The following is a 20,786-nucleotide window of genomic DNA, read 5'->3' as shown; positions in this document are numbered from 1 at the left end:
CGGTGTCGCGTGCCGCCGTGGCCGGCGGAGCTCCCGCGGCACCAGCGCGGCGAACTGCGTCGAGCGAAGAACGTCAAGCGAACAGCATCAGCAGCGAGCGATCGAGAACGGCGAGGGCGGAACGAGTGAGTGAGCCGGCACGGCACTCGGGCCTGGGGGCGGACCGACGGCCCGGAAGGACCCAACGCCCCGTCGAAGGGCACGGCACGGGGCGGCGCGCGGGGCAGGCGGCCCGCCGCCTCGCCGCCGCCTGCGGGGCCGCCCTGGCCCTGTTCTCAGCGGTCGCCCCGGCCGCGGCGCTACCCGCCGGGGGCGGCGTCCGGCCGACCACCGACAACGGCGTCTCGGCCGAGTACCCGGTGGAGATGACCATCGAGACGGTGGCACCGCAGGTGGCCAGCCCGAACGGCATCGTGAAGATCACCGGGCACGTCACCAACACCGGCAAGGCCGCGGTCAAGAACGCCCACGCGGCCGTCCGCAAGCCGCTGTCCAGCAAGCCGCTGCAGCGGCGCAGCGACCTGTCCCTGGTGACCACCCGCAGCGGCCCGACCAACTCCGACGGCGTGGAGCTGGACAGCCCGCAGTACGCCCTGCCGGAGCTGGGCCCGGGCCAGAACCAGCCCTACACCCTGAGCGTCTCGGTGAGCGACCTCGGGCTGTCCGACAGCGGCGTCTACGAGCTCGCGGTGGACGCCTGGGGCTCGACCGCCGACAACCAGCGCGACCGGCCGCTGGGCATCGCCCGGACCTTCCTGCCGTACAACCCGGGCGGCGCCGAGGCGCAGCCCAGCAAGGTCACCACGCTCTGGCCGCTGGTGCACGCGCCGGTGCTGGCCGCGCAGACCTACTCCGACAACGACCAGCCCGTCCCCGTCCTGCGCGACGACAGCCTGACCGCCGAGTTCTCCCCGGGCGGCCGGCTGTACGAGCTGGTGGACACCGGGGCCAAGATGACCGGGCTGACCTGGGTGGTCGACCCGGACCTGCTGGACACCGCGTTCGCGATGACCAGGCCGTACCGGGTGCAGAAGCCGGGCCAGGACGTCGGCAAGCCGGCCAAGGACGACAACACCGTCCCCGGCACCGGCCAGGCCGCCGCCACGGCCTGGCTGGACAAGCTGCGGGCCGCCGTCGCCAAGCCGGGCGGCCAGGTGGTGTCACTGCCCTACGCCGACCCGGACCTCGCCTCGATCGCGCACAACGGCGCCGACCTGACCGGGATGGGCACCGCCCTGGGCAAGGCGGCCACCGCCGGCCGGCTCACCGTCGAGGGGCGGCTGTCCGTCGACACCCGCTCGGACGTGGCCTGGCCGTACCAGGGCTACCTCGACCAGCAGATCGCGGGCATCGCCCAGCAGGCCGGCGACGGCCTGGTCCTGGTCAACGGCGCGAGCATGCCGGAGCCGGACGCGATGAACTACACCCCGACCGCGGTGCGCCCGATCGGCAGCGGGCAGAACGCGGTGGTCGCCGACGAGACCGTCTCCTCGCTGTTCCAGACCGACCTCGCCACCCCGCAGGCACAGACCAAGGCGAACCAGCGCTTCCTCGCCGAGACCTACACGATCACCCACGAGCAGCCGCAGAACCAGCGCGGCCTGCTGGTGATGCCGCCGCGCGACCTGACCGCGAGCACCGCCAAGGTGCTGGCGGACGCCCTGCAGACGGCCTCCGACAACAAGTGGCTCGCCCCGGTCAAGCTGGACACCCTGGCCCAGGCCGCGCCCGACCAGAAGGCCAACACCGCCGTCCCGGCGGCCGCCGACTACCCGGCCCAGGTCCGCGCCTCGGAGCTGTCCGCGGCCGAGCTGAGCAGCACCGACGAGATCCAGCAGAACCTGGACACGCTGATGCGGGTGCTCACCCTGCCGCAGCGGGTGCGCGGCCCGTTCAGCGCCGCGATGGTCCGCTCGCTGTCCACCGCGTGGCGCACCGACGCGGCGGCCGGCAGCACCTACCGCGCGGACGTCGCCAAGTACCTGGACGAACTGACCGGGGCCGTCCGGGTGCCGAAGAAGAACGTCGTCACCTTCGCCGGCAACACCGGTCTGCTCCCGGTCAGCGTCCGCAACGACCTCACCCAGACCGTCACCAACCTCAAGCTGGTGCTCACCTCGCCGCAGCCGAACCGGCTGCGGGTGGGCAAGGAGGAGGAACTGGTCATCCCCGCCTCCCAGAGCGTCACCCTCCGGTTCAACGCCGAGGCGCACAACAACGGCCCGGTCAACATGACCGCCCAGCTCTGGACCACCGGCCCCAACCCGCAGAAGTACGGCGCACCGCAGCAGTTCAGGGTGGACGTCACCTCGGTGACCAACGGCGTGCTGTACGTCTTCGCGGCCGGCGCCGCCCTGCTGCTGCTGGCCGCGCTGCGCTTCGTGCGCCAGCGCAAGCGGCGGGCCGGGCAGCCGCACACCGACGGCGACCAGCCGGTCGACGGCCCGGCGGCGGACGGCGCACCGGCCCCGGCGGCGGACGAGGCCCGGGACGGGGCGCAGGACGCGGGCGGGGACGCGAGCGGGGAGAAGCCCGACGGCGAGGCCGGGGGCGGTGCCGGCGAACCCTCCGGGAACGGCCCCGGCGGCGGCCCCGAAGACGGCTCCGGCGGCGGATCCGCCGAGGCCGGCCCCGCGCAGACACCGCGCGGCAGCAACGCGGATGGCCGGGATCGGACCGCCAGTGATGAGAAGGTTGGTCCTTGATACCGCCGACCCCCCGCAACGCCGGGCCGGCCTCCCCCACGACAGCGAAGAGGTGACATGACCGGGCGCAGCGAGGAGCGGCCGCCGGGCCGCGGTGAGAACCGGCCGGGCGCCGAGTCGCCGTCCGGCGACTGGTACGTGGCCGACACCTACGCCCAGGACCCGTACGCGGCCGACGCGTACGGGAACCCGCAGGCCGGCCAGGACCCGTACGGTCTGCGGGCCGACCGGCCCGCGGCGCCTCAGCCGCCGGCCACCGCGTACGACGTGCCGCCGCAGCTGCCGCCGCAGGGCGGCGGCTACCCGACGCCGGTGCCGCCGGCGCAGTACTCGGCGCCGACGCCGTTCGCGGCCCCGGTGCCGCCCGTGCAGCCCGGCTGGGACACCCCGGTGCAGGCCGCCTGGCAGGAGGCCCCGGCCCCGGCCGGCGGCGGCCAGTGGGGCGGCCAGGAGCAGCCCCGGCCGCAGTGGGAGCCGGGCCCGGCGCACTCGACCTGGGACAGCGAGACCACCGAGTACGTCGGGGTGGACGCGCTGTTCGGCGGCCACCAGGAGCAGGCGGCGGCCCAGCCGCCGGTGCCCCCGCCCGCCCCGGTGCACCCGATGGCACCGCCGGTCGCGCCCCCGCCCCCCGCTGCCGCCTCGCCGTACCCGCCGGTGGGCGGCTACCCGGGGCAGCAGCAGTACGCCGGCCCGGACGGGCACCGCCCCTTCGTCCCCCCGATCGAGTTCGACCCGCCGCTCTCCGAGGACGAGGCCACCATGCAGGTGGCCGCCGTGGCGGTGCCGCCGGCGGTGGAGCCGCTGGCGGACCTCGTCGCCGAGGAGCGCGCCGCACAGCCGGCGCCCGCGGCCGAGCCCGCCCCGGCGGCCGGCGGCGGCGGCAAGGTCGCGAGCCTGCTGAACTCCAGCGCGATCATGGCGGCCGGCACGCTGGTCTCCCGCGGCACCGGCTTCGTCCGGACCATGGTGATCACCGCCGCCATCGGCGTCGCCGCCATGGGTGACTCGTACAACGCCGCCTACACCCTGCCGACCCTGCTGTACATCCTGATCGGCGGCGGCGCGCTGAACGCCGTCTTCGTGCCGCAGCTGGTGCGCAGCATGAAGAACGACGAGGACGGCGGCACCGCGTACGCCAACCGGCTGCTCACCCTGGTGATGGTCGGGCTCGGCGGCGTGGTGTTCCTCGCGGTGCTCGGGGCACCGCTGCTGGTGCAGCTGATCTCGCACTCGATGATGGAGAACGCGGACCGCGCCGAGACCACGGTCGCGCTGGCCCGGTACTGCCTGCCGACCATCTTCTTCATGGGCGTCCACGTGGTGATGGGGCAGATCCTCAACGCCCGCGGCCGGTTCGGCGCGATGATGTGGACCCCGGTCCTCAACAACATCGTGGTGATCTTCACCTTCGGCGCCTACATCTGGGTGTACGGCGGCTACAGCGGCACGCACGTGACGCCCGAGGGCATCTCGCCCGAGGGCGTCCGGCTGCTCGGCCTCGGCACCCTGCTCGGCCTGGTCGTCCAGTCGCTGGCGATGATCCCGTACCTGCGGTCGGCCGGCTTCCGCTACCGGCCGCGCTTCGACTGGCGCGGCCACGGCCTGGGCAAGGCCGCCCGGCTGGCCAAGTGGACCTTCTTCTTCGTGCTCGCCAACCAGGCCGGCTTCCTGGTCATCACCCAGCTGGCCACCGCCGCCGGCAGCGCCGCAGAGAAGGGCGGCCACGAGGGCGTCGGCCTCGCGGCGTTCTCCAACGCCCTGCTGATCTGGCAGCTCCCGCAGGCCGTGATCACCGTCTCGATCATGAGCGCGGTGCTCCCCCGGCTCTCCCGGGCGGCGGCCGACGAGGACGCCGGCGCCGTCCGCGACGACCTGTCGTACGGGCTGCGCACCACCGCGGTGGCGGTCGTCCCGGGCGCCTTCCTGTTCCTGTCGCTCGGCCCGGCGATCGCCCGCTCGATCTACGGGATCGGCGGCGGTGACCGGGCCCTGGACAACGCCTCCAACGTCGGCCTGATGCTCTCGGCCTTCGCGCTCGGGCTGATCCCGTACTCGGCCCAGTACGTCATGCTGCGCGGCTTCTACGCCTACGAGGACACCCGGACGCCGTTCTCCAACACCGTCTGGGTCGCGGTCTGCCAGGCCGGGTTCTCGGTGGTCTGCTGGTTCACGCTGCCCGCCCAGTGGGCCGTGATCGGGATGTCCTTCGGCTATGGTCTGGCCTACGCCGTCGGGGTGACGGTCGCACTGCCGAAGTTGAAGAAGAAGATCGGCGGGCTGGACAGCAAGCGGATCGGCAAGACCTACAGTCGGCTGGCCACCGCCGGCGTGCCGTCCGCGCTGGTCGGCCTCGGCGTCAGCCTGGCGGTCCAGCAGGTGCTGGACGGCTGGCTGGGCAGCGTGCTGTCCCTCGTCGCGGGCGGCGGCCTCCAGCTGGCCGTGTTCGTGCTCATCGCGAAGCGCCTGCGGATCGAGGAGCTCAACGCCATGCTCGGCATGGTGCGCGGCCGGCTGGGCCGCTGATCCACCACACCGACCGACCGGACGAGCGGACGCCCTGACCGGGTGTCGACGGGAGCCACCAGCTCCTCCGCCCGTCCGGCCGGGTGCCGGGCCGCCGCCCGCGCCCGGCTCCGCCCGGGCCGCGAGATGGCGGCCCGGTGTCGGATCTGCACCACATCTCTCCACCAGCACGCAACCGAGCGCGCCCCTCAGCGGTCGTACTCGGTGGAGAAGAGTGGGCACAATTGTCCTGGAGCACGTGGCCGCCAACCCGCGGGCTCCAGCGACTCTCTCAAGCCGGGGCGACACAAGGGGAGGCAGGACCACGGTGGCTGATGGCACCAAGGCGGTCGTCGACACGTCAGCAGCTGACGCGGCGGCGGACGAGGCCGCACTGGCCGCGGCGATCGACGAGCTCACGGCGGGGAAGGCAGCCCCGGCGGGCGCCGTCGCCGACGCCTCCTCCCAGGACGCCTCCGAGGACCGGGGCGCCGCCCCGGACACCCCGGTGGCCGCCGACCCGGACCCGGACACCGACCCCGCCGACCCCTCCGAGCCCTCCGACCTCTCCGACGCCGGCCAGGACGCCCCCCGCGGCGAGGAGACCTCGGAGATCACCGCTCCGCTCTCGGTCCACGAGATCGCCGCCGAGCTGGCCGCCGGCGGCACCGCCCGGCGCAAGCCCGCCGCCCCGGAGCCCGCGGCCACCAAGCGCCGCCCCACCGACCCGCAGCCCACCGTCGACCCGCGCGACACCGCCACCCTGCCCCGCACCCTCCCCGCCCCGCTGCGGCACAGCGGCGACACGATCGGCCACCGGTACCGGCTGGAGGAGTGCATCTCCCAGACCGAGACCTTCAGCAGCTGGCGCGCGGTCGACGAGAAGCTGCGCCGGGCCGTCGGCGTCCACCTGATGGCCTCCGGCCACCAGCGCGCCCGCAAGGTGCTCGCCGCCGCCAAGTCCGCCGCCCTGCTCGGCGACCCGCGCTTCGTCCAGGTCCTGGACGCCGTCCAGGAGGGCGAGCTGGTCTACGTCGTGCGGGAGTGGCTGCCGCACGCCTCCGACCTCGCCAAGCTGCTCGCCGACGGCCCGATGGAGCCGCACGAGGCGTACCAGATGGTCCGCCAGGTGACCGACGCGGTCGCCGCCGCCCACCGGCGCGGCCAGGCCCACCTGCGGCTCACCCCGCGCTGCGTGCTGCGCACCGACAGCGGCCAGTACCGGATCAACGGCATCGCGGTGGACGCCGCCCTGCGCGGGCTGCCCGACGAGGACGGCACCGACGGCTCCGAGCGCACCGACACCCGCGCGATCGGCGCCCTGCTGTTCGCCGCGCTCACCCACCGCTGGCCCTACCCGGAGGACCGCTACGACCTCCAGGGCCTGCCCAAGGGCCTCCAGAACGCCGCGCCGGACCAGGTCCGCGCGGGCGTCCACAAGGGCCTGTCCGAGCTGGCCGCGCGGGCCCTGTTCGACCACCCGCCGCACCACGCCGAGCCGATCACCACCCCGGAGGAGCTGACCCGGGCGATCGCGCAGATGCCCCGGATCCGCCAGCCCGAACCGGAGCTGCCCCCCTTCCCGGCCCCGCCCCGGCACAACACCCACGCGCTGCCGACCGCGCCCAACCCGACCCGGGTGGCCGACCCGGCCGTCGCCCCGCTGCCCGCCTCGTCCCGGCCGACCGCGAGCCGGCGCACCCGGCGACGGCTGCGCCGGGTGATCAAGGCGACGGCCTGGACGGTCGCCCTGGGCGCCATCGGCGTCGCCTCCTGGCAGTTCGTGGACACCCTGCGCAACACCAGCCCGACCACCCCCCCGCAGACCTCGGCCACCAGCGACGCACCGACCCCGCAGGCCAGCACCCACAACCCGACGCCGATCGCGCCCAAGGCCGCCCTCTCGTACAACCCGAAGGGCGATTCGGCGGAATCCGCCTGGGCCCTCCCCAAGGCCATCGACGGCGACCCCAGCACGAGCTGGCCGACCTACGGCTACGACGACCAGTTCGTCCCGGGCGGCTACAAGGAGGGCACCGGTCTGCTGATCGACCTCGGCTCGTCGCACGCCGTCAGCTCGGTGAACGTCCAGTTCGTCGGCACCACCACGGCCGAGCTGCGGATCCCGAACGCCCAGGCGGCGGACAACCCGCAGAAGGCGCCGCTGACCTCCTTCACGGTCGCGGGGAAGAAGAGCGGCAGCAACGTCGACTTCACCCTCAGCGCCCCGACGAACACCCGCTACCTCTTGATCTGGCTGACCAGCCTGCCGAAGGATACGGATGGCAAGTTCCGCGGGCAGGTCGCCGAGGTCAAGGTCTCCGGCTGACCGCAGGTCCGGCCTGCGGAACGACGGCGAGGGGGGCGAGGGGTGACGGTGGCGGAGGACGACGCGGCGCTGCTCGCCCGGCACGTCGCCGGCGACCCGGACGCCTTCGGCCTCCTGGTGAACCGCCACCGCGACCGGCTCTGGGCGGTCGCCCTGCGCACCCTGGGCGACCGCGAGGAGGCCGCCGACGCCCTCCAGGACGCCCTGGTCTCCGCCTTCCGCGCCGCCCCCGGCTTCCAGGGCCGCTCGGCGGTCACCACCTGGCTGCACCGGATCGTGGTCAACGCCTGTCTGGACCGCGCCCGGCGCAGCGCCACCCGCCGCACCACCCCGCTCGACGAGGACCCGCGGCGCCTGGACACCCTGGTCGGCGCCGCGGAACCGGCCGACTCCCCGGTGGTCCGGGCCGAGGTGCAGCGCGAGCTGGCCGCGGCGCTCGCCGAACTGCCCGCCGAGCAGCGGGCCGCACTCGTCCTGGTCGACATGCAGGGCTACCCCGTCGCCGAGGCCGCCGAGCTGCTGGGCGTCCCGGTGGGCACGGTGAAGAGCCGCTGCGCCCGGGGCCGGGCCCGGCTGCTCCCGCTGGTCCGCCATCTGCGCGAGAGCGGCGGTGGCGGGCCGGATGTTTCACGTGAAACACCGAACGCCCCCGGCACGGCTCCGTCACCTCGGCGGAACGCGCCGGGGAACCCGACGGGCATCCGCACCGTCACAGGGACAGGCCCGAACACCGGTCGGACGGTTCTGGAAGGAGACGCGAGCACGCGATGACGGCCCACCTCTCCTCCTCCGGCCCCATCGGCCCCGCCGAGGCCCACCCCTCCGTCGACGAGCTCGCCGACCTCGCCGAGGGGCTGGTCGAGTCCGCCGACGCCGCCCGGACGCTGCGCCGGCACTTGGACGGCTGCGCCGAGTGCCGCGAGACCGCCGACGCGCTCGGCGAGGTCCAGGCACTGCTCGGCGCCGTCGAGGCCCCGCCGATGCCCGCCGACGTCGCCGCCCGGCTGGACGCCGCCCTCGCCGCGGCCGCCGCCTCCACAACAACGGAGGAGGAGGCCGAGAACGCCCCCCTCGCGGCCTCCCGGACCGCCACCCCTGCCCCGGCCCCCCGGGCCGCCGCGGCGCCCGCCGCACCCCCTTCCCGGCCCGCCGCGCCCACCGGCCCGGGCCGCCCCCGCCCCCGGCGGCGACGCGCCGGCCTGCTGCTCGGCGCGACCGCCGCCCTGGCCGCGATCGCCCTCGGCGCAGCCCTGCTGCTGCACCCGGCCGACCAGGACGACCAGCACCCGACCCTGTCCGCCGGTGCCCCCGCCTCCGCCTCCCTCGGCACCGGCGCAAGCCCCGGCACGGCGCAGAGCCCCCGCGCCGGCCACGCCGCGGGGGCCGGCCCGGTGTACCGGGACGACCAGCTCGCCGCCCAGATCCAGCAGCTGCTGGCCCGGTCGGGCACCGCCCCCGGGCTGCGCCCGACCGGGCCCGCCAAGCCCTCCGCCGCGATGCCCGCCGACGGCCGCCAGGAGCTCACCACCCAGGCCTCCCCGCCGTCCTCCCCGCCGTCCTGCCAGGCCCTCGCCGAGGGCGTGCCGCTGGCCACCGACCACGGCAGCTACGCGGGCGCCCCGGTCGAGGTCCTGGTCTACCCGGCACCCGGCCGGCCCGGGTTCGCGGACGTCTACCTGCGCTCCCCCGACTGCGGCCCGGTCGTGCTGCAGCGCACCGTGCCCACCCGTTGACGTCCCGGGGCGGGCGCCCCGGGGATCCGGGCTCCGTTCCCATGCGATCGACGAGCAGGGCGCCGCGCCGCTCCCACAGTGCGGTCGCCTGGTACTGATCCGCCTGGGAATGCGAGACACTGGTCAGTCGTTGTCCCGGGCGGCGGAGCAGAACCGCCCTCCCCGCACCTAGCGCGGGTCGCGATGCGAACCAGGAGATGCAGTGAGCGACGTCCGTAACGTGATCATCATCGGTTCCGGCCCGGCCGGCTACACGGCCGCGCTCTACACGGCGCGGGCCTCCCTCAAGCCGCTGGTCTTCGAGGGGGCCGTCACCGCCGGCGGCGCCCTGATGAACACCACCGAGGTCGAGAACTTCCCGGGCTTCCGGGACGGCATCATGGGCCCCGAGCTGATGGACAGCATGCGGGCGCAGGCCGAGCGCTTCGGCGCCGAGCTGATCCCGGACGACATCGTCTCGGTCGACCTCACCGGTGACATCAAGACCGTCACCGACTCCGAGGGCAACGTGCACCGGGCGCGCGCCGTGATCGTCACCACCGGCTCCCAGCACCGCAAGCTGGGCCTGCCGAACGAGGACAAGCTCTCCGGTCGCGGTGTCTCCTGGTGCGCCACCTGTGACGGCTTCTTCTTCCGCGACCAGGACATCGCCGTGGTCGGCGGCGGCGACACCGCCCTGGAGGAGGCGACCTTCCTCTCCCGCTTCGCCAAGAGCGTCACGATCATCCACCGCCGGGACAGCCTGCGCGCCTCCAAGGCGATGCAGGAGCGCGCCTTCGCCGACGAGAAGATCCGCTTCGAGTGGGACAGCGCGGTCGAGGCCATCCACGGCGACCCGAAGCTGAGCGGTGTCACCCTGCGCGACACCACCACCGGCGAGACCCGCGAGCTGGCCGTCACCGGCCTGTTCATCGCGATCGGCCACGACCCGCGCACCGACCTGTTCAAGGGCCAGCTGGACCTCGACGCGGAGGGCTACCTCAAGGTCGAGGCGCCCTCGACCCGGACCAACATCCCGGGCGTGTTCGGCGCCGGCGACGTCGTGGACCACACCTACCGCCAGGCCATCACGGCCTCCGGCACCGGCTGCTCCGCCGCCCTGGACGCCGAGCGCTACCTCGCCGCCCTGGACGACCTGGAGGCCAAGGCCACCGCCGCCGTGGCGGTCTGACCCCCTCGCCACCGACCGACCCCCGCGGGGGTGTGACACCCGTTTCACGTGAAACACCCCCGCCCCGGCCAGGGCGAAACAGAACGGGCCCGCCCGTTGTTCTCCTGGCAGCAGCCCCCTCCGTCCGAACCCGAGGAGTTCCCGTGGCCGGCGCCACCACCACCGTCACCGACGCGACGTTCAAGGCCGACGTCCTGGACAGCGACAAGCCCGTGCTGGTCGACTTCTGGGCCACCTGGTGCGGCCCGTGCCGCCAGGTCGCCCCGATCCTGGACGAGATCGCTTCCGAGCACAGCGACAAGCTGACCATCGCCAAGCTGGACGTGGACGCCAACCAGGCGACCGCCGCCCAGTACGGCGTCATCTCGATCCCGACCCTGATCCTCTACAAGGGCGGCGAGCCGGTGAAGTCCATCACCGGTGCCCGTCCGAAGGCCGCGCTGCTGCGCGAGCTGGACGGCTTCATCTAGGCCCTGTCCGGTCGACCGGTCGTCGACCGTACGACGGCGGGGCTCCCCACACCGGGGAGCCCCGCCGTCGTCGTTTCCACGCGCCTCCCGCCTCAGAACGGCCGCAGCGCCGGCTCCTTGCGCGCCCCGCCGAGCAGCCGCTCCAGCGCCACCTCCACATCGCCCCGCCAGGACAGCGTGGTGCGCGCCTCCAGCCGCAGCCGCGGGTAGCGATGGTGCGAGCGGACGGTCTTGAAGCCGACCGCGAGCAGGTGGTCGGCCGGCAGCACGCAGCCGACCGGCTCAGGACCGGCCGAGCCGAAGGCCTCGATCGCCCGCACCCCGCGCCCGAGCAGGTCCTTGGCCACGGTCTGCACCAGCACCCGGCCGAGCCCCTGTCGCTGGTAGCCCGGAACCACCCGGCTGACCATCAGCTGGACGGCGTCCGGCGAGACCGGACTGGTCGGGAAGGACTGCGACCGGGGGACGTAGGCGGGCGGCGCGTACAGCACGAAGCCGGCCGGCTGGTCGTCCACGTAGACGATCCGACCGCAGGAACCCCACTCCAGCAGCACCGCGGAGATCCACCCCTCCTTCTCCAGCTCCGGCTTCCCGGACTCCACCGCCGCCTTCCCGCTGACCGGATCCAGCTCCCAGAACACACAGGAGCGGCAGGTCGTCGGCAGATCGGCGAGGTTGTCCAGGGTCAGCGGAGCGATCCGGCGTCCCATGCCCCGCACCTCCTCCTCCACTTCACGGTCGAGCATGCCCCCACAGACGCCGATGGGTGCATGTTTCACGTGAAACAGTGCTCACGCGGAACATGCACCCATCGGGTATCGTCCCCGGCTCAGCCCTGCGACAGCCGCAGACCGTCCTCGCCCGGGGCCAGGCTGTCCAGGATCCGGTTCAGGTCCTCCACCGAACCGAACTCCAGCACCACCTTGCCCTTGCCCAGCTTGCCGCCGCGCTGCGACACCTCGACCTTGACCCGGGTGTCGAAGCGGTCCGACAGCCGGCTCGCCAGATCGTTGAAGGCCGGGGAGATCAGCTTGCCCGCCTTCGGCGCCTGGCGCTTCGGCTTCCGGTCCTCCTCCTCGCCCATCAGCGCGACGATCTCCTCGGTGGTCCGCACCGAGAGGCCCTCCGCGACGATCCGCTTGGCCAGCAGCTCCCGCCGCTCGGCATCCGGCACCCCGAGCAGCGCCCGGGCGTGGCCGGCGGTCAGCACCCCGGCGGCGACCCGGCTCTGCACGGTGGGCGAGAGCTTCAGCAGCCGCAGCGTGTTGGAGACGTGCGAGCGCGAGCGGCCGATCCGGTCGGCCAGCTCGTCGTGGGTGCAGGAGAAGTCCCGCAGCAGCTGGTCGTAGGCGGCCGCCTCCTCCAGCGGGTTCAGCTCGGCCCGGTGCAGGTTCTCCAGCAGGGCGTCCAGCAGCAGCTTGTCGTCCTCGGTGGCACGGACGATGGCCGGGATCTGCTTCAGCCCGGCCTCCTTGGAGGCGCGCCAGCGGCGCTCGCCCATGATCAGCTCGAAACGATCGGGCGCGACCTGGCGCACCACGATCGGCTGGAGCAGACCGACCTCCTTGATCGAGACGACCAGCTCGGCCAGCTTGTCGTCGTCGAAGACCTCACGGGGCTGGCGCGGGTTGGGCTCGATCGCGTCCAGCGGCAGCTCGGCGAAGAAGGCACCGGCCACCGGCGCCGGCTGCGCCTGCTCGGCCTGCTTCTCCGCGGCCGCCCGGGCCGCCACCGTGCCGCGGCCGGTCGGCAGCGTCGGTACCGAGGTCGGCGACGCCGCGCCGATCGCCCCCACCGGGGCCGGTGCGGGCGCGGCCGCCGCCCCGCCGTCCACCGGTACGGCGGGGCGGATCAGCGCCTCCAGCCCTCGTCCCAAACCCCTGCGACCACTCACCGATGACCCTCCGTCGTACCGTGCTGTGCCACCGGGGCTCCGTGCCCCGTACCGCTGCCGTGCCGCTGCTGCCCCAGGAGCGGGCCGCCGCCGACCGCCGCCGCGCGCAGCCCGAGCTCGCGGGCGGCCTCCAGGTAGGAGAGCGCCCCGGTCGAGCCCGGGTCGTAGGTGAGGACCGTCTGACCGTAGCTGGGCGCCTCCGAGATGCGCACCGAGCGCGGGATCGCGGTGCTCAGCACCTCCTGCGGGAAGTGCGTCCGGACCTCCTCGGCGACCTGGGCGGCCAGCCTGGTCCGGGCGTCGTACATGGTGAGCAGGATGGTCGAGACGTGCAGCGCGGGGTTGAGGTGCGCGCGCACCAGCTCGACGTTGCGCAGCAGCTGGCCCAGGCCCTCCAGCGCGTAGTACTCGCACTGGATCGGGATCAGCACCTCCCGCCCGGCCACCAGGGCGTTGACCGTCAGCAGGCCCAGCGAGGGCGGACAGTCGATCAGGACGTAGTCCAGCGGCTGCTCGTAGGCGGCGATGGCGCGCTGGAGCCGGCTCTCCCGGGCCACCAGCGACACCAGCTCGATCTCGGCGCCGGCCAGGTCGATGGTCGCGGGGACGCAGAACAGCCCCTCGACGTCCACCACCGGCTGCACCACGTCGGCGAGCGGCTTGCCCTCGACCAGGACGTCGTAGACGGACGGCACCTCGGCGTGGTGGTCGATGCCGAGGGCGGTGGAGGCGTTGCCCTGCGGGTCGAGGTCGACGACCAGGACGCGCAGTCCGTGCATGGCGAGCGAGGCGGCCAGGTTGACGGTGGTGGTGGTCTTGCCGACCCCGCCCTTCTGGTTGGCGACCACGATCACCCGGGTGGCGGCGGGGCGGGGCAGACCCTCACCCGCTCGGCCGATCGCCTGAACCGCAGCCTGGGCAGCCCTCGCGATGGGCGTGTCATCGATCTGGCCGATGGTCTCCGAGTCCTGCATGGGGGTCAGTGTTTCACGTGAAACCGGAGCGGCAACAGTCGCCGCCCGGCTGCGGCCGAGGATTCCCGAGAGCAAGGAGCGACGTTTCACGTGAAACACCATGCCCGCTATGTCGGAAATCTGACGTTGCGACACTCCGGTGTCCTCCCGTCGACCGGCCGTCACCCCGACGGCCACCGGAACGCCGACGGGCGGGTGGCTCCCCCCTCAGGAGGAACCACCCGCCCGTCGTCGAGCGTGCCAGGCGTCACCCGCCTCAGCGGGTGCGGCGCCGCCCGCCCCGGCTGCGCTCGCCGGTCCGGACGCCGCCCGCGTTCCGTCCGGCCCGGGCCGCCTTCGCCCGCCGGGTCGCGGCCTTCACCCCGCCGGGGCTCTCCCCCGCCTTGACCTGGACCACCCGGGTCGAGGTCTCCAGGGTGCCCTCGCCGACCGAGATCACGCTCCACTCGACCGCGCCCAGCTTGGTCAGCCCGGCCCGCGAGTCGGCCAGCTCCTGCTCGGCACTGTCGCCCTTGAGCGCCAGCATCTGCCCGTGCGGACGGAGCAGCGGCATCCCCCAGCCGGCCAGCCGGTCCAGCGGCGCCACCGCCCGGGCGGTCACCACGTCCACCGCGAGCTTGCCGACCATCTCCTCGGCGCGGCCGCGCAGCACCGTGACGTTCTCCAGCCCCAGCTCCCGGACGACCTCCTCCAGGAAGGTGGTCCGCCGCAGCAGCGGCTCCAGCAGCGTCACCGAGACGTCCGGACGGACCAGCGCCACCGGGATGCCCGGCAGGCCGGCGCCGGAGCCGACGTCGCACAGGGTGGAGCCGGCCGGCAGCAGCTCGGCGAGCACCGCGCAGTTGAGGACGTGCCGGTCCCAGAGCCGGGGCACCTCGCGCGGCCCGATCAGCCCGCGCCGCACGCCCGCGGTGGCCAGCAGCTCGGTGTAGCGGACCGCGGCGTCGAAACGATCACCGAAGACCTCCCGGGCGACGGCCGGGGCCTCGGGCACCTCGGGCACCTCGGTCGCCTCGACCGCCTCGGCGGCCGGCCCCGCAGCGGCCGGATTCACGTCGTCCGCCCCCGGCCGGCCAGCGGCCGCGTTCTCCGTGTCCATCTCGACCTCTCCGATCCCCGGATCCACCGACCCGCTCTCCGCACAGTTTCACGTGAAACATCTCGCGCCGGGCCCATGCCCCGCGAATGGACGACGACCCCGCCCGCACGAGGCGGACGGGGTCGCGTCCGGTGAAGCCCACCGGCCGCCGAGGCGGCCGGTCGTCGTACCGCCGGCCTCAGACCGGCAGCACGACCACGCACCGCTCGGGCTCCTCGCCCTCCGACTCGCTGCGCAGACCGGCGGCCGCGACCGCGTCGTGGACGACCTTGCGCTCGAAGGGCGTCATCGGCCGCAGCTTGACCTGCTCGCCACTGCTCTTCGCCTGCTCGGCGGCCTCGGCACCGAGCGCGGCCAGCTCGGAGCGCTTGCGGGCCCGGAAGCCGGCAATGTCCAGCATGAGGCGGCTGCGCTCCCCGGTCTCCCGGTGGACAGCCAACCGGGTCAGCTCCTGCAGCGCCTCCAGCACCTCGCCGTCCTGGCCGACCAGGCGCTGCAGCGCGCGGTCGTTGCCCTCACCGACGATGGAGACCAGGGCGCGGTCGCCCTCGACGTCCATGTCGATGTCACCGTCGAGGTCGGCGATGTCGAGCAGACCCTCCAGGTAGTCCGCCGCGATGTCGCCCTCCTGCTCCAGTCGGGCGATGACGTTCTCGTCGGTGCTGGCGGCGGCCTCGGCCTCGACGGCGGAGGTGGTGCCTTCCGTCACTGATGGACTCCTTCGGAGATGGGCCCAGATTGGTGGGCCGGGAACGAAGCTCTGCGCGCTGTCACAACGGATCCAGGGCCGGTCAGGACTTCCTCTTCGGCCGCTGGCCGCCACGCTTGGGCTGCTGCCGACCGGTGCCCGGCTTGGCCGCGCCGGGCTTGGCCGGGCCCTGCTGGGCGGCCGCCGGCTTGGCGCCGGAGTCGGCCGGGACGGTGTCGGCGGGCTCCTCGGCGGGCTCCTCGGCCGGGGCCTCGGTGTCCTTGGTCAGGTCGGCGGTGTGCTGAGCACCGCCCTGCTGGCGCTGCGCCTTGGTCTGCTTGCGGGGCTGCTGGCGGCGTGCCTGCGCCGACTCCTCGACCACGGCGGCCGCCGCCGAGGCGGCGTCGAGGGTCGACTTGGACGGGGGCAGCAGGCCCCAGAGCGCACCCTTGATCTCCGAACCGTCCGGGTTCAGCCGGCCGGCCTTCTTCAGCCGGACCTGCCGCTCGTCCCACGCCTTGCTGCCCGGGGTCGGGTTGTTGTGGATGACGATCAGCTGCTGGCCCATCGACCAGACGTTGGTGGTCAGCCAGTAGACCAGGACGCCGACGGGGAAGTTGATGCCCATCACGGCGAACATCACCGGGAAGACGTACATCAGCATCTTCTGCTGCTGCATGAACGGCGTCTTGACCGTGAGGTCGACGTTCTTGGTCATCAGCTGGCGCTGGGTGATGAACTGCGAGAGCGACATCATGATGATCATCACCGCGGTGACGATCTTGACGCTGGTCTCGTGGCTGCTGACGAAGGTCGCCGAGAGCGGGGCACCGAAGATGTGCGCCTTGCCGGCGCTCAGCAGCAGGTCGCCGTGGATGACGCCGATCTGCTCGCTCTTGGCGACCTTGGCGAGCACGCCGTAGAGGGCGGTGAAGAACGGCGCCTGCACGATGATGGGAAGGCAGCTGGAGAACGGGTTGGTACCCGCCTCCTTGTACAGCTTCATCATCTCTTCGGACTGGCGCTGCTTGTCGTTCTTGTAGCGCTCCTGGATGGCCTTCATCTTCGGCTGGATCGCCTGCATGGCCCGGGTCGCCTTGATCTGCTTCACGAAGAGCGGGATCAGGCAGATCCGGATGACGACCACCATCGAGGCGATGGCCAGACCCCAGGCCCAGCCACCGTCCGGGTCGAAGATGTTGCTGTACAGCGAGTGGAACTGGACGATGATCCAGGACACCGCTGTGTACAGGGGATTCAGGAAGGAGAAGGTCACCGGTCAGGCTCCTTGGACATGTGGATTGGCCCCTCGGGGCCAATGGTCGCCGGGCCCTCGGGGTCCGGACCGGCGGGGGTCGTGGTCACCGGCTGTCCGGTGGCGGACCGGCTGCTCAGCCAGTCTCGCAGCCGCCGGTGCCACACCGGATGCTTACGCGGCGGAACGTGATCGACCCCGCCGGGCGTCCACGGATTGCAGCGCAGGATGCGCCACACGGTCAGTCCGCCGCCCTTGACCGCCCCGTGCACCTTCACGGCCTCGTAGCCGTAGTGCGAGCAGGAGGGGTAGTAACGGCAGACCGGACCGAGCAGTGGGCTGATGGTCCACTGGTAGACCCTGATCAAACCCATCAGCAGGAACTTCATCGTCCTGCTCCCGTCGGCGCCGTCGTGGCGGGCTCCACCTTCAGCAACCGTTTCAGCGCCGCGTCCAGGTCACGTTCGAGGTCCTGGTACGAGGCGGTCGCGGCCTGGGGCAGCGCACGCACCACTATCAGGCTACCGGCGGGCAGCCTGGAGAGACGATCACGAACGAGGTGCCGCAACCGGCGCTTGACCAGGTTGCGAACGACCGCCGGGCCGACGGCCTTGCTCACGACGAAACCCGCACGCGCCGAAGGAGTCCCCTCGGCGACGTGCGGGCGGGAGTCGCTGGTCCGGTCGGTCTGCCCCTTGGGGTCGTCTTCTCTGCTGAGATGGACGACCAGAAGGGGCCGGCCGGCCCGGCGACCGCGTTTCACTGCGGTCGCGAAGTCCTGGCGCCGCCGCAGCCGATTCTCGGAGGGCAGCACAACAGACTCTGTCGTGGATCAGGCGGACAGGCTGGTGCGGCCCTTGCCACGGCGGGCAGCCAGGATGGCGCGGCCGGCGCGGGTACGCATACGCAGCCGGAAGCCGTGGGTCTTCGCGCGACGACGGTTGTTCGGCTGGAAGGTGCGCTTGCTCACTCGGGGGCTCCTGAGGTGAATCGTAGGATGACGGGGAATCGCTTGGCCGTCACCGTGCGTCCGCGTGATCTCCCCTGATTCGGAAATCCGACCCATCGCCCCAGTTCGGCTGGGGTTCAAGGCAATCCACGGCGCCCGTGCTGCGCGCCTTATGGAGCGGGTGGACCCGCGGACATGCGGCAGCGGCCATCGACAACTCGACCTGGTTACGGTACGCGGGACGGGGCGCGAGGGTCAAACCGGCTTTTTCGAGCGGCCCCCCGAGGGCGTCCGGAGCCCCCTTTGCCCACAGCCTGTGGACAACGACTTGATCCGGCCCTGTTCGCTGACTACCGTTGCAGGACTTGTCTGGTTTGTTCTTCGTGTTCTTCCTCGTGGGGTCGGTCCGCCGGAGACGGACCCGCCGATCCACAGTCTCCTGATCCACCACCCCCTGCTGGAGCCGCGGGGAACCGAGAAAGCGTGCACCAGTGGCTGATGTCAACAGCGACCTCGTCCCGGTCTGGGCGAGAGTCGTCGAGCGGCTGGTCAGCGACCCGGACGTCGGGGAGATGGACAAGCAGTGGGTGCAGCGCACCCAGCCGATGTGGATGATGCACGACACCGCCCTGCTGGCGACCCCCAACGAGCGGGCCAAGCAGGTGCTGGAGGGCCGGCTGCTGCCGCAGCTCACCGAGGCCCTCAGCCGCGAGCTCAGCCGTCCGGTGCGGATCGCCGTGATGGTCGACGCCAACGCCGTCCCGACCACCCCCGCACCCGCCGCCCAGGCCCCGGCCGAGCCGTACCCCGGCCCGACCGAGGAGGATGCCGGCGGCTACGGCGGTCAGGACTACCAGCAGCCGTACGAGCAGGACTACGACCGGCCCCGCTACGACACCGGCGGCTACGAGCAGCGCCCCGCGCCGTACGGCGGTCCGGCGGCCGGACCGGCCTGGCCGGGCTACCCCGAGCAGGGCGGGTACCAGGAGCAGGGCGGCTACCCGGAGCGGCCCCCCGGCTACCGCGAGGCCGACGAGCCGTCCCGGCCGGCGCCGCGCCCGATGCCCGGCCCGCCCTCGACCACCCAGGGCGACCTGTTCGGCGGCGCCTACGGCCCCGGCCCGAACGAGCAGCCCCGCGCCGGCGCCGGCCGCCGCGCCCCCGGCTCACGCCCGGCCGGCGGCCGTCCTGCGGACAAGAACGCGCCGGAGCGCGCCACCGAGCGCCCGGCCGTCCCCGGAGTGCCCGCCCCGCCCGGCGCCCCGCCGGCCGGCGGCTCCCGCAAGGACGAGCCGGCCGCCCGGCTGAACCCCAAGTACCTCTTCGACACCTTCGTCATCGGCGCCAGCAACCGCTTCGCGCACGCGGCGGCGGTGGCGGTCGCCGAGGCTCCGGCCAAGGCGTACAACCCGCTCTTCATCTACGGCGAGTCCGGGCTGGGCAAGACCCACCTGCTGCACGCCATCGGGCACTACTCGCGCAGTCTCTTCCCGGGCACCCGGGTGCGCTACGTGTCCTCGGAGGAGTTCACCAACGAGTTCATCAACTCGATCCGGGACGGCAAGGCGGACACCTTCCGCCGGCGCTACCGGGACATGGACATCCTGCTCGTGGACGACATCCAGTTCCTCGCGAGCAAGGAGTCCACGCAGGAGGAGTTCTTCCACACCTTCAACACCCTGCACAACGCGAACAAGCAGATCGTCCTCTCCTCGGACCGGCCGCCCAAGCTGCTGACCACGCTGGAGGACCGGCTGCGCAACCGCTTCGAGTGGGGCCTGATCACCGACGTCACCCCACCGGAGCTGGAGACCCGGATCGCGATCCTTCGCAAGAAGGCGATCCAGGAGCAACTCAACGCCCCGGCCGACGTGTTGGAGTTCATCGCGTCCCGGATCACCCGCAACATCCGGGAGTTGGAAGGCGCCCTGATCCGGGTCACCGCCTTCGCCAACCTCAACCGGGCGCCGGTGGACCTGGAGTTGGCCGGGATCGTCCTCAAGGACCTGATCCCGGGCGGGGACGAGGACGCCGGGCCGGAGATCACCGCGCAGGTCATCATGCAGCAGACCGCCGCGTACTTCGGGCTGAGTGTGGACGACCTCTGCGGATCCTCGCGCAGCCGCGTCCTGGTGACGGCTCGTCAGATCGCCATGTACCTCTGCCGGGAGCTGACCGACCTCTCGCTGCCGAAGATCGGCGCGCAGTTCGGCGGCCGCGACCACACCACGGTGATGCACGCGGACCGCAAGATCCGCTCGCTGATGGCCGAGCGCCGGTCGATCTACAACCAGGTCACCGAGCTGACCAACCGCATCAAGAGCTAGCCGCAGGGCCGGTGGTGGGTCCGGCGCCGAGGTGGCCGGAAAGGGCGTCAGGAGCGATCCTGGCGCCCTTTTCGCACATCCACAGGTGTGCCTCGGGCGCCGGCTGGGCAGAGATGCCGTCGACGGACGTTGCGCCAGTCCACAGCCCGCGCCGAACATTTGACCGGTGATTCGAAAACCGGGGCCGCGCAGGGCAGTTGTCCACAGGCCGGGCGCCTTCCCCGTAGTCCACAGGCCGGGGCGTCCGAAGTTATCCAGAATTCGTCCACAGGCGTGTCGCCGCTACGCTCTTCCGCGCAGGTCAGGTGCCTGTGGACTTGTGCACAACCGTTATCCACAGGCTGTGGACAATTGACGGGCCGCCAATGGGCCATCCGGGTTGTCCACCGGTTGTCCCCAGGGGAGGGGCGGTTATCCCCAGGTTGTCCACAGCATGATCCACAGTTCGACAAGCGTGGGGCGGCGTTCATGCCCTGGTGTGAAAGGCGTCACGTAAAGTTGACCGGCGCCCGTGGATAACCGGGCCGGAATCTGGGGACAGCCCTGGGGATAACCTGTGGATACCCAGCGTGCCCTGTGGGTAACGCTCCGCTGTCCACAGCACGGCGTGTTCGTCCACAGCCGCCGTCCACACCCGCTGTGGACAAAAAAGTGGGTCTGACCTGCGGAAACGGGGTTATCCACGGT

17 protein-coding genes are annotated in these 20,786 nt (G+C 72.7%); 8 read left to right on the top strand and 9 right to left on the bottom strand.

Annotation, left to right across the window (positions count from 1 at the left end; translation table 11 throughout):
- Window positions 1–125: 125 nt before the first annotated feature.
- The 7 genes from A6F73_RS16305 to trxA all read left to right on the top strand — a co-directional run bounded on the left by A6F73_RS16305 (window position 126) and on the right by trxA (window position 10,913).
- A complete protein-coding gene (locus tag A6F73_RS16305; RefSeq protein WP_063348476.1) occupies window positions 126–2,705 on the top strand; it encodes a DUF6049 family protein in 2,580 nt (859 codons plus the stop codon).
- Window positions 2,706–2,762: 57 nt separating this feature from the next.
- A complete protein-coding gene (murJ, locus tag A6F73_RS16300) occupies window positions 2,763–5,231 on the top strand; it encodes a murein biosynthesis integral membrane protein MurJ (protein WP_063348475.1) in 2,469 nt (822 codons plus the stop codon).
- A gap of 307 nt (window positions 5,232–5,538) precedes the next feature.
- On the top strand, window positions 5,539–7,539 hold the full coding sequence (locus A6F73_RS16295) for a protein kinase family protein (protein ID WP_079135731.1): 2,001 nt from the start codon (window positions 5,539–5,541) through the stop codon (window positions 7,537–7,539).
- Window positions 7,540–7,581: 42 nt separating this feature from the next.
- Window positions 7,582–8,310, top strand: coding sequence for an RNA polymerase sigma factor SigM (sigM, locus tag A6F73_RS16290; protein ID WP_063348473.1), 729 nt, complete (start codon window positions 7,582–7,584; stop codon window positions 8,308–8,310).
- On the top strand, window positions 8,307–9,272 hold the full coding sequence (locus A6F73_RS16285) for a hypothetical protein (protein ID WP_063348472.1): 966 nt from the start codon (window positions 8,307–8,309) through the stop codon (window positions 9,270–9,272). The genes sigM and A6F73_RS16285 overlap by 4 nt, the downstream gene beginning before the upstream one ends.
- A 202-nt stretch (window positions 9,273–9,474) precedes the next feature.
- Window positions 9,475–10,443 (top strand): thioredoxin-disulfide reductase, encoded by a 969-nt coding sequence (gene trxB, locus A6F73_RS16280; RefSeq protein ID WP_063348471.1) that lies wholly within the window; start codon window positions 9,475–9,477, stop codon window positions 10,441–10,443.
- 143 nt (window positions 10,444–10,586) lie between these two features.
- On the top strand, window positions 10,587–10,913 hold the full coding sequence (gene trxA / locus A6F73_RS16275) for a thioredoxin (RefSeq protein ID WP_063348470.1): 327 nt from the start codon (window positions 10,587–10,589) through the stop codon (window positions 10,911–10,913).
- Window positions 10,914–11,005: 92 nt separating this feature from the next.
- Here the strand turns inward: trxA and A6F73_RS16270 are convergent, their stop codons facing one another.
- The 9 genes from A6F73_RS16270 to rpmH form a co-directional block, all read right to left on the bottom strand.
- Complete coding sequence (locus tag A6F73_RS16270) at window positions 11,006–11,623, bottom strand: GNAT family N-acetyltransferase (protein WP_063348469.1); 618 nt, start codon at window positions 11,621–11,623, stop codon at window positions 11,006–11,008.
- A 119-nt stretch (window positions 11,624–11,742) separates the two neighbouring features.
- Window positions 11,743–12,807 carry a ParB/RepB/Spo0J family partition protein gene (locus A6F73_RS16265; protein WP_063348468.1) on the bottom strand — a complete coding sequence of 355 codons (1,065 nt, stop codon included), beginning with the start codon at window positions 12,805–12,807 and terminating at the stop codon, window positions 11,743–11,745.
- The gene (locus A6F73_RS16260) at window positions 12,804–13,754 is read right to left on the bottom strand and encodes a ParA family protein (protein WP_279634954.1); all 951 of its coding nucleotides are present in this window, start codon (window positions 13,752–13,754) and stop codon (window positions 12,804–12,806) included. The genes A6F73_RS16265 and A6F73_RS16260 overlap by 4 nt, the downstream gene beginning before the upstream one ends.
- Before the next feature lie 283 nt (window positions 13,755–14,037).
- Window positions 14,038–14,880, bottom strand: coding sequence for a 16S rRNA (guanine(527)-N(7))-methyltransferase RsmG (rsmG, locus tag A6F73_RS16255; protein ID WP_079136282.1), 843 nt, complete (start codon window positions 14,878–14,880; stop codon window positions 14,038–14,040).
- 178 nt (window positions 14,881–15,058) lie between these two features.
- Complete coding sequence (locus tag A6F73_RS16250) at window positions 15,059–15,589, bottom strand: R3H domain-containing nucleic acid-binding protein (RefSeq protein ID WP_063348467.1); 531 nt, start codon at window positions 15,587–15,589, stop codon at window positions 15,059–15,061.
- An 82-nt stretch (window positions 15,590–15,671) separates the two neighbouring features.
- Complete coding sequence (gene yidC, locus A6F73_RS16245) at window positions 15,672–16,844, bottom strand: membrane protein insertase YidC (protein ID WP_063348466.1); 1,173 nt, start codon at window positions 16,842–16,844, stop codon at window positions 15,672–15,674.
- Window positions 16,841–17,212 carry a membrane protein insertion efficiency factor YidD gene (gene yidD / locus A6F73_RS16240; protein ID WP_063348465.1) on the bottom strand — a complete coding sequence of 124 codons (372 nt, stop codon included), beginning with the start codon at window positions 17,210–17,212 and terminating at the stop codon, window positions 16,841–16,843. Before yidD ends, yidC begins: the two co-directional genes overlap by 4 nt.
- On the bottom strand, window positions 17,209–17,637 hold the full coding sequence (gene rnpA / locus A6F73_RS16235; protein WP_063348464.1) for a ribonuclease P protein component: 429 nt from the start codon (window positions 17,635–17,637) through the stop codon (window positions 17,209–17,211). The genes yidD and rnpA overlap by 4 nt, the downstream gene beginning before the upstream one ends.
- An 18-nt stretch (window positions 17,638–17,655) precedes the next feature.
- A complete protein-coding gene (gene rpmH / locus A6F73_RS16230; protein ID WP_030392420.1) occupies window positions 17,656–17,793 on the bottom strand; it encodes a 50S ribosomal protein L34 in 138 nt (45 codons plus the stop codon).
- A 470-nt stretch (window positions 17,794–18,263) separates the two neighbouring features.
- On the opposite strand from rpmH, the gene dnaA reads away from it, so the two are divergent.
- Window positions 18,264–20,099: a chromosomal replication initiator protein DnaA gene (gene dnaA, locus A6F73_RS16225; RefSeq protein ID WP_063348463.1), complete on the top strand. Its 1,836-nt coding sequence runs from the start codon at window positions 18,264–18,266 to the stop codon at window positions 20,097–20,099.
- Window positions 20,100–20,786 lie beyond the last annotated feature (687 nt).

Origin of the sequence: Streptomyces sp. MJM8645, from assembly GCF_001625365.1 — a bacterium.
Classification (GTDB): domain Bacteria; phylum Actinomycetota; class Actinomycetes; order Streptomycetales; family Streptomycetaceae; genus Kitasatospora.
The sequence above is the reverse complement of the archived record's forward strand: the minus strand, read 5'-3'. Positions and strand labels throughout refer to the sequence as shown.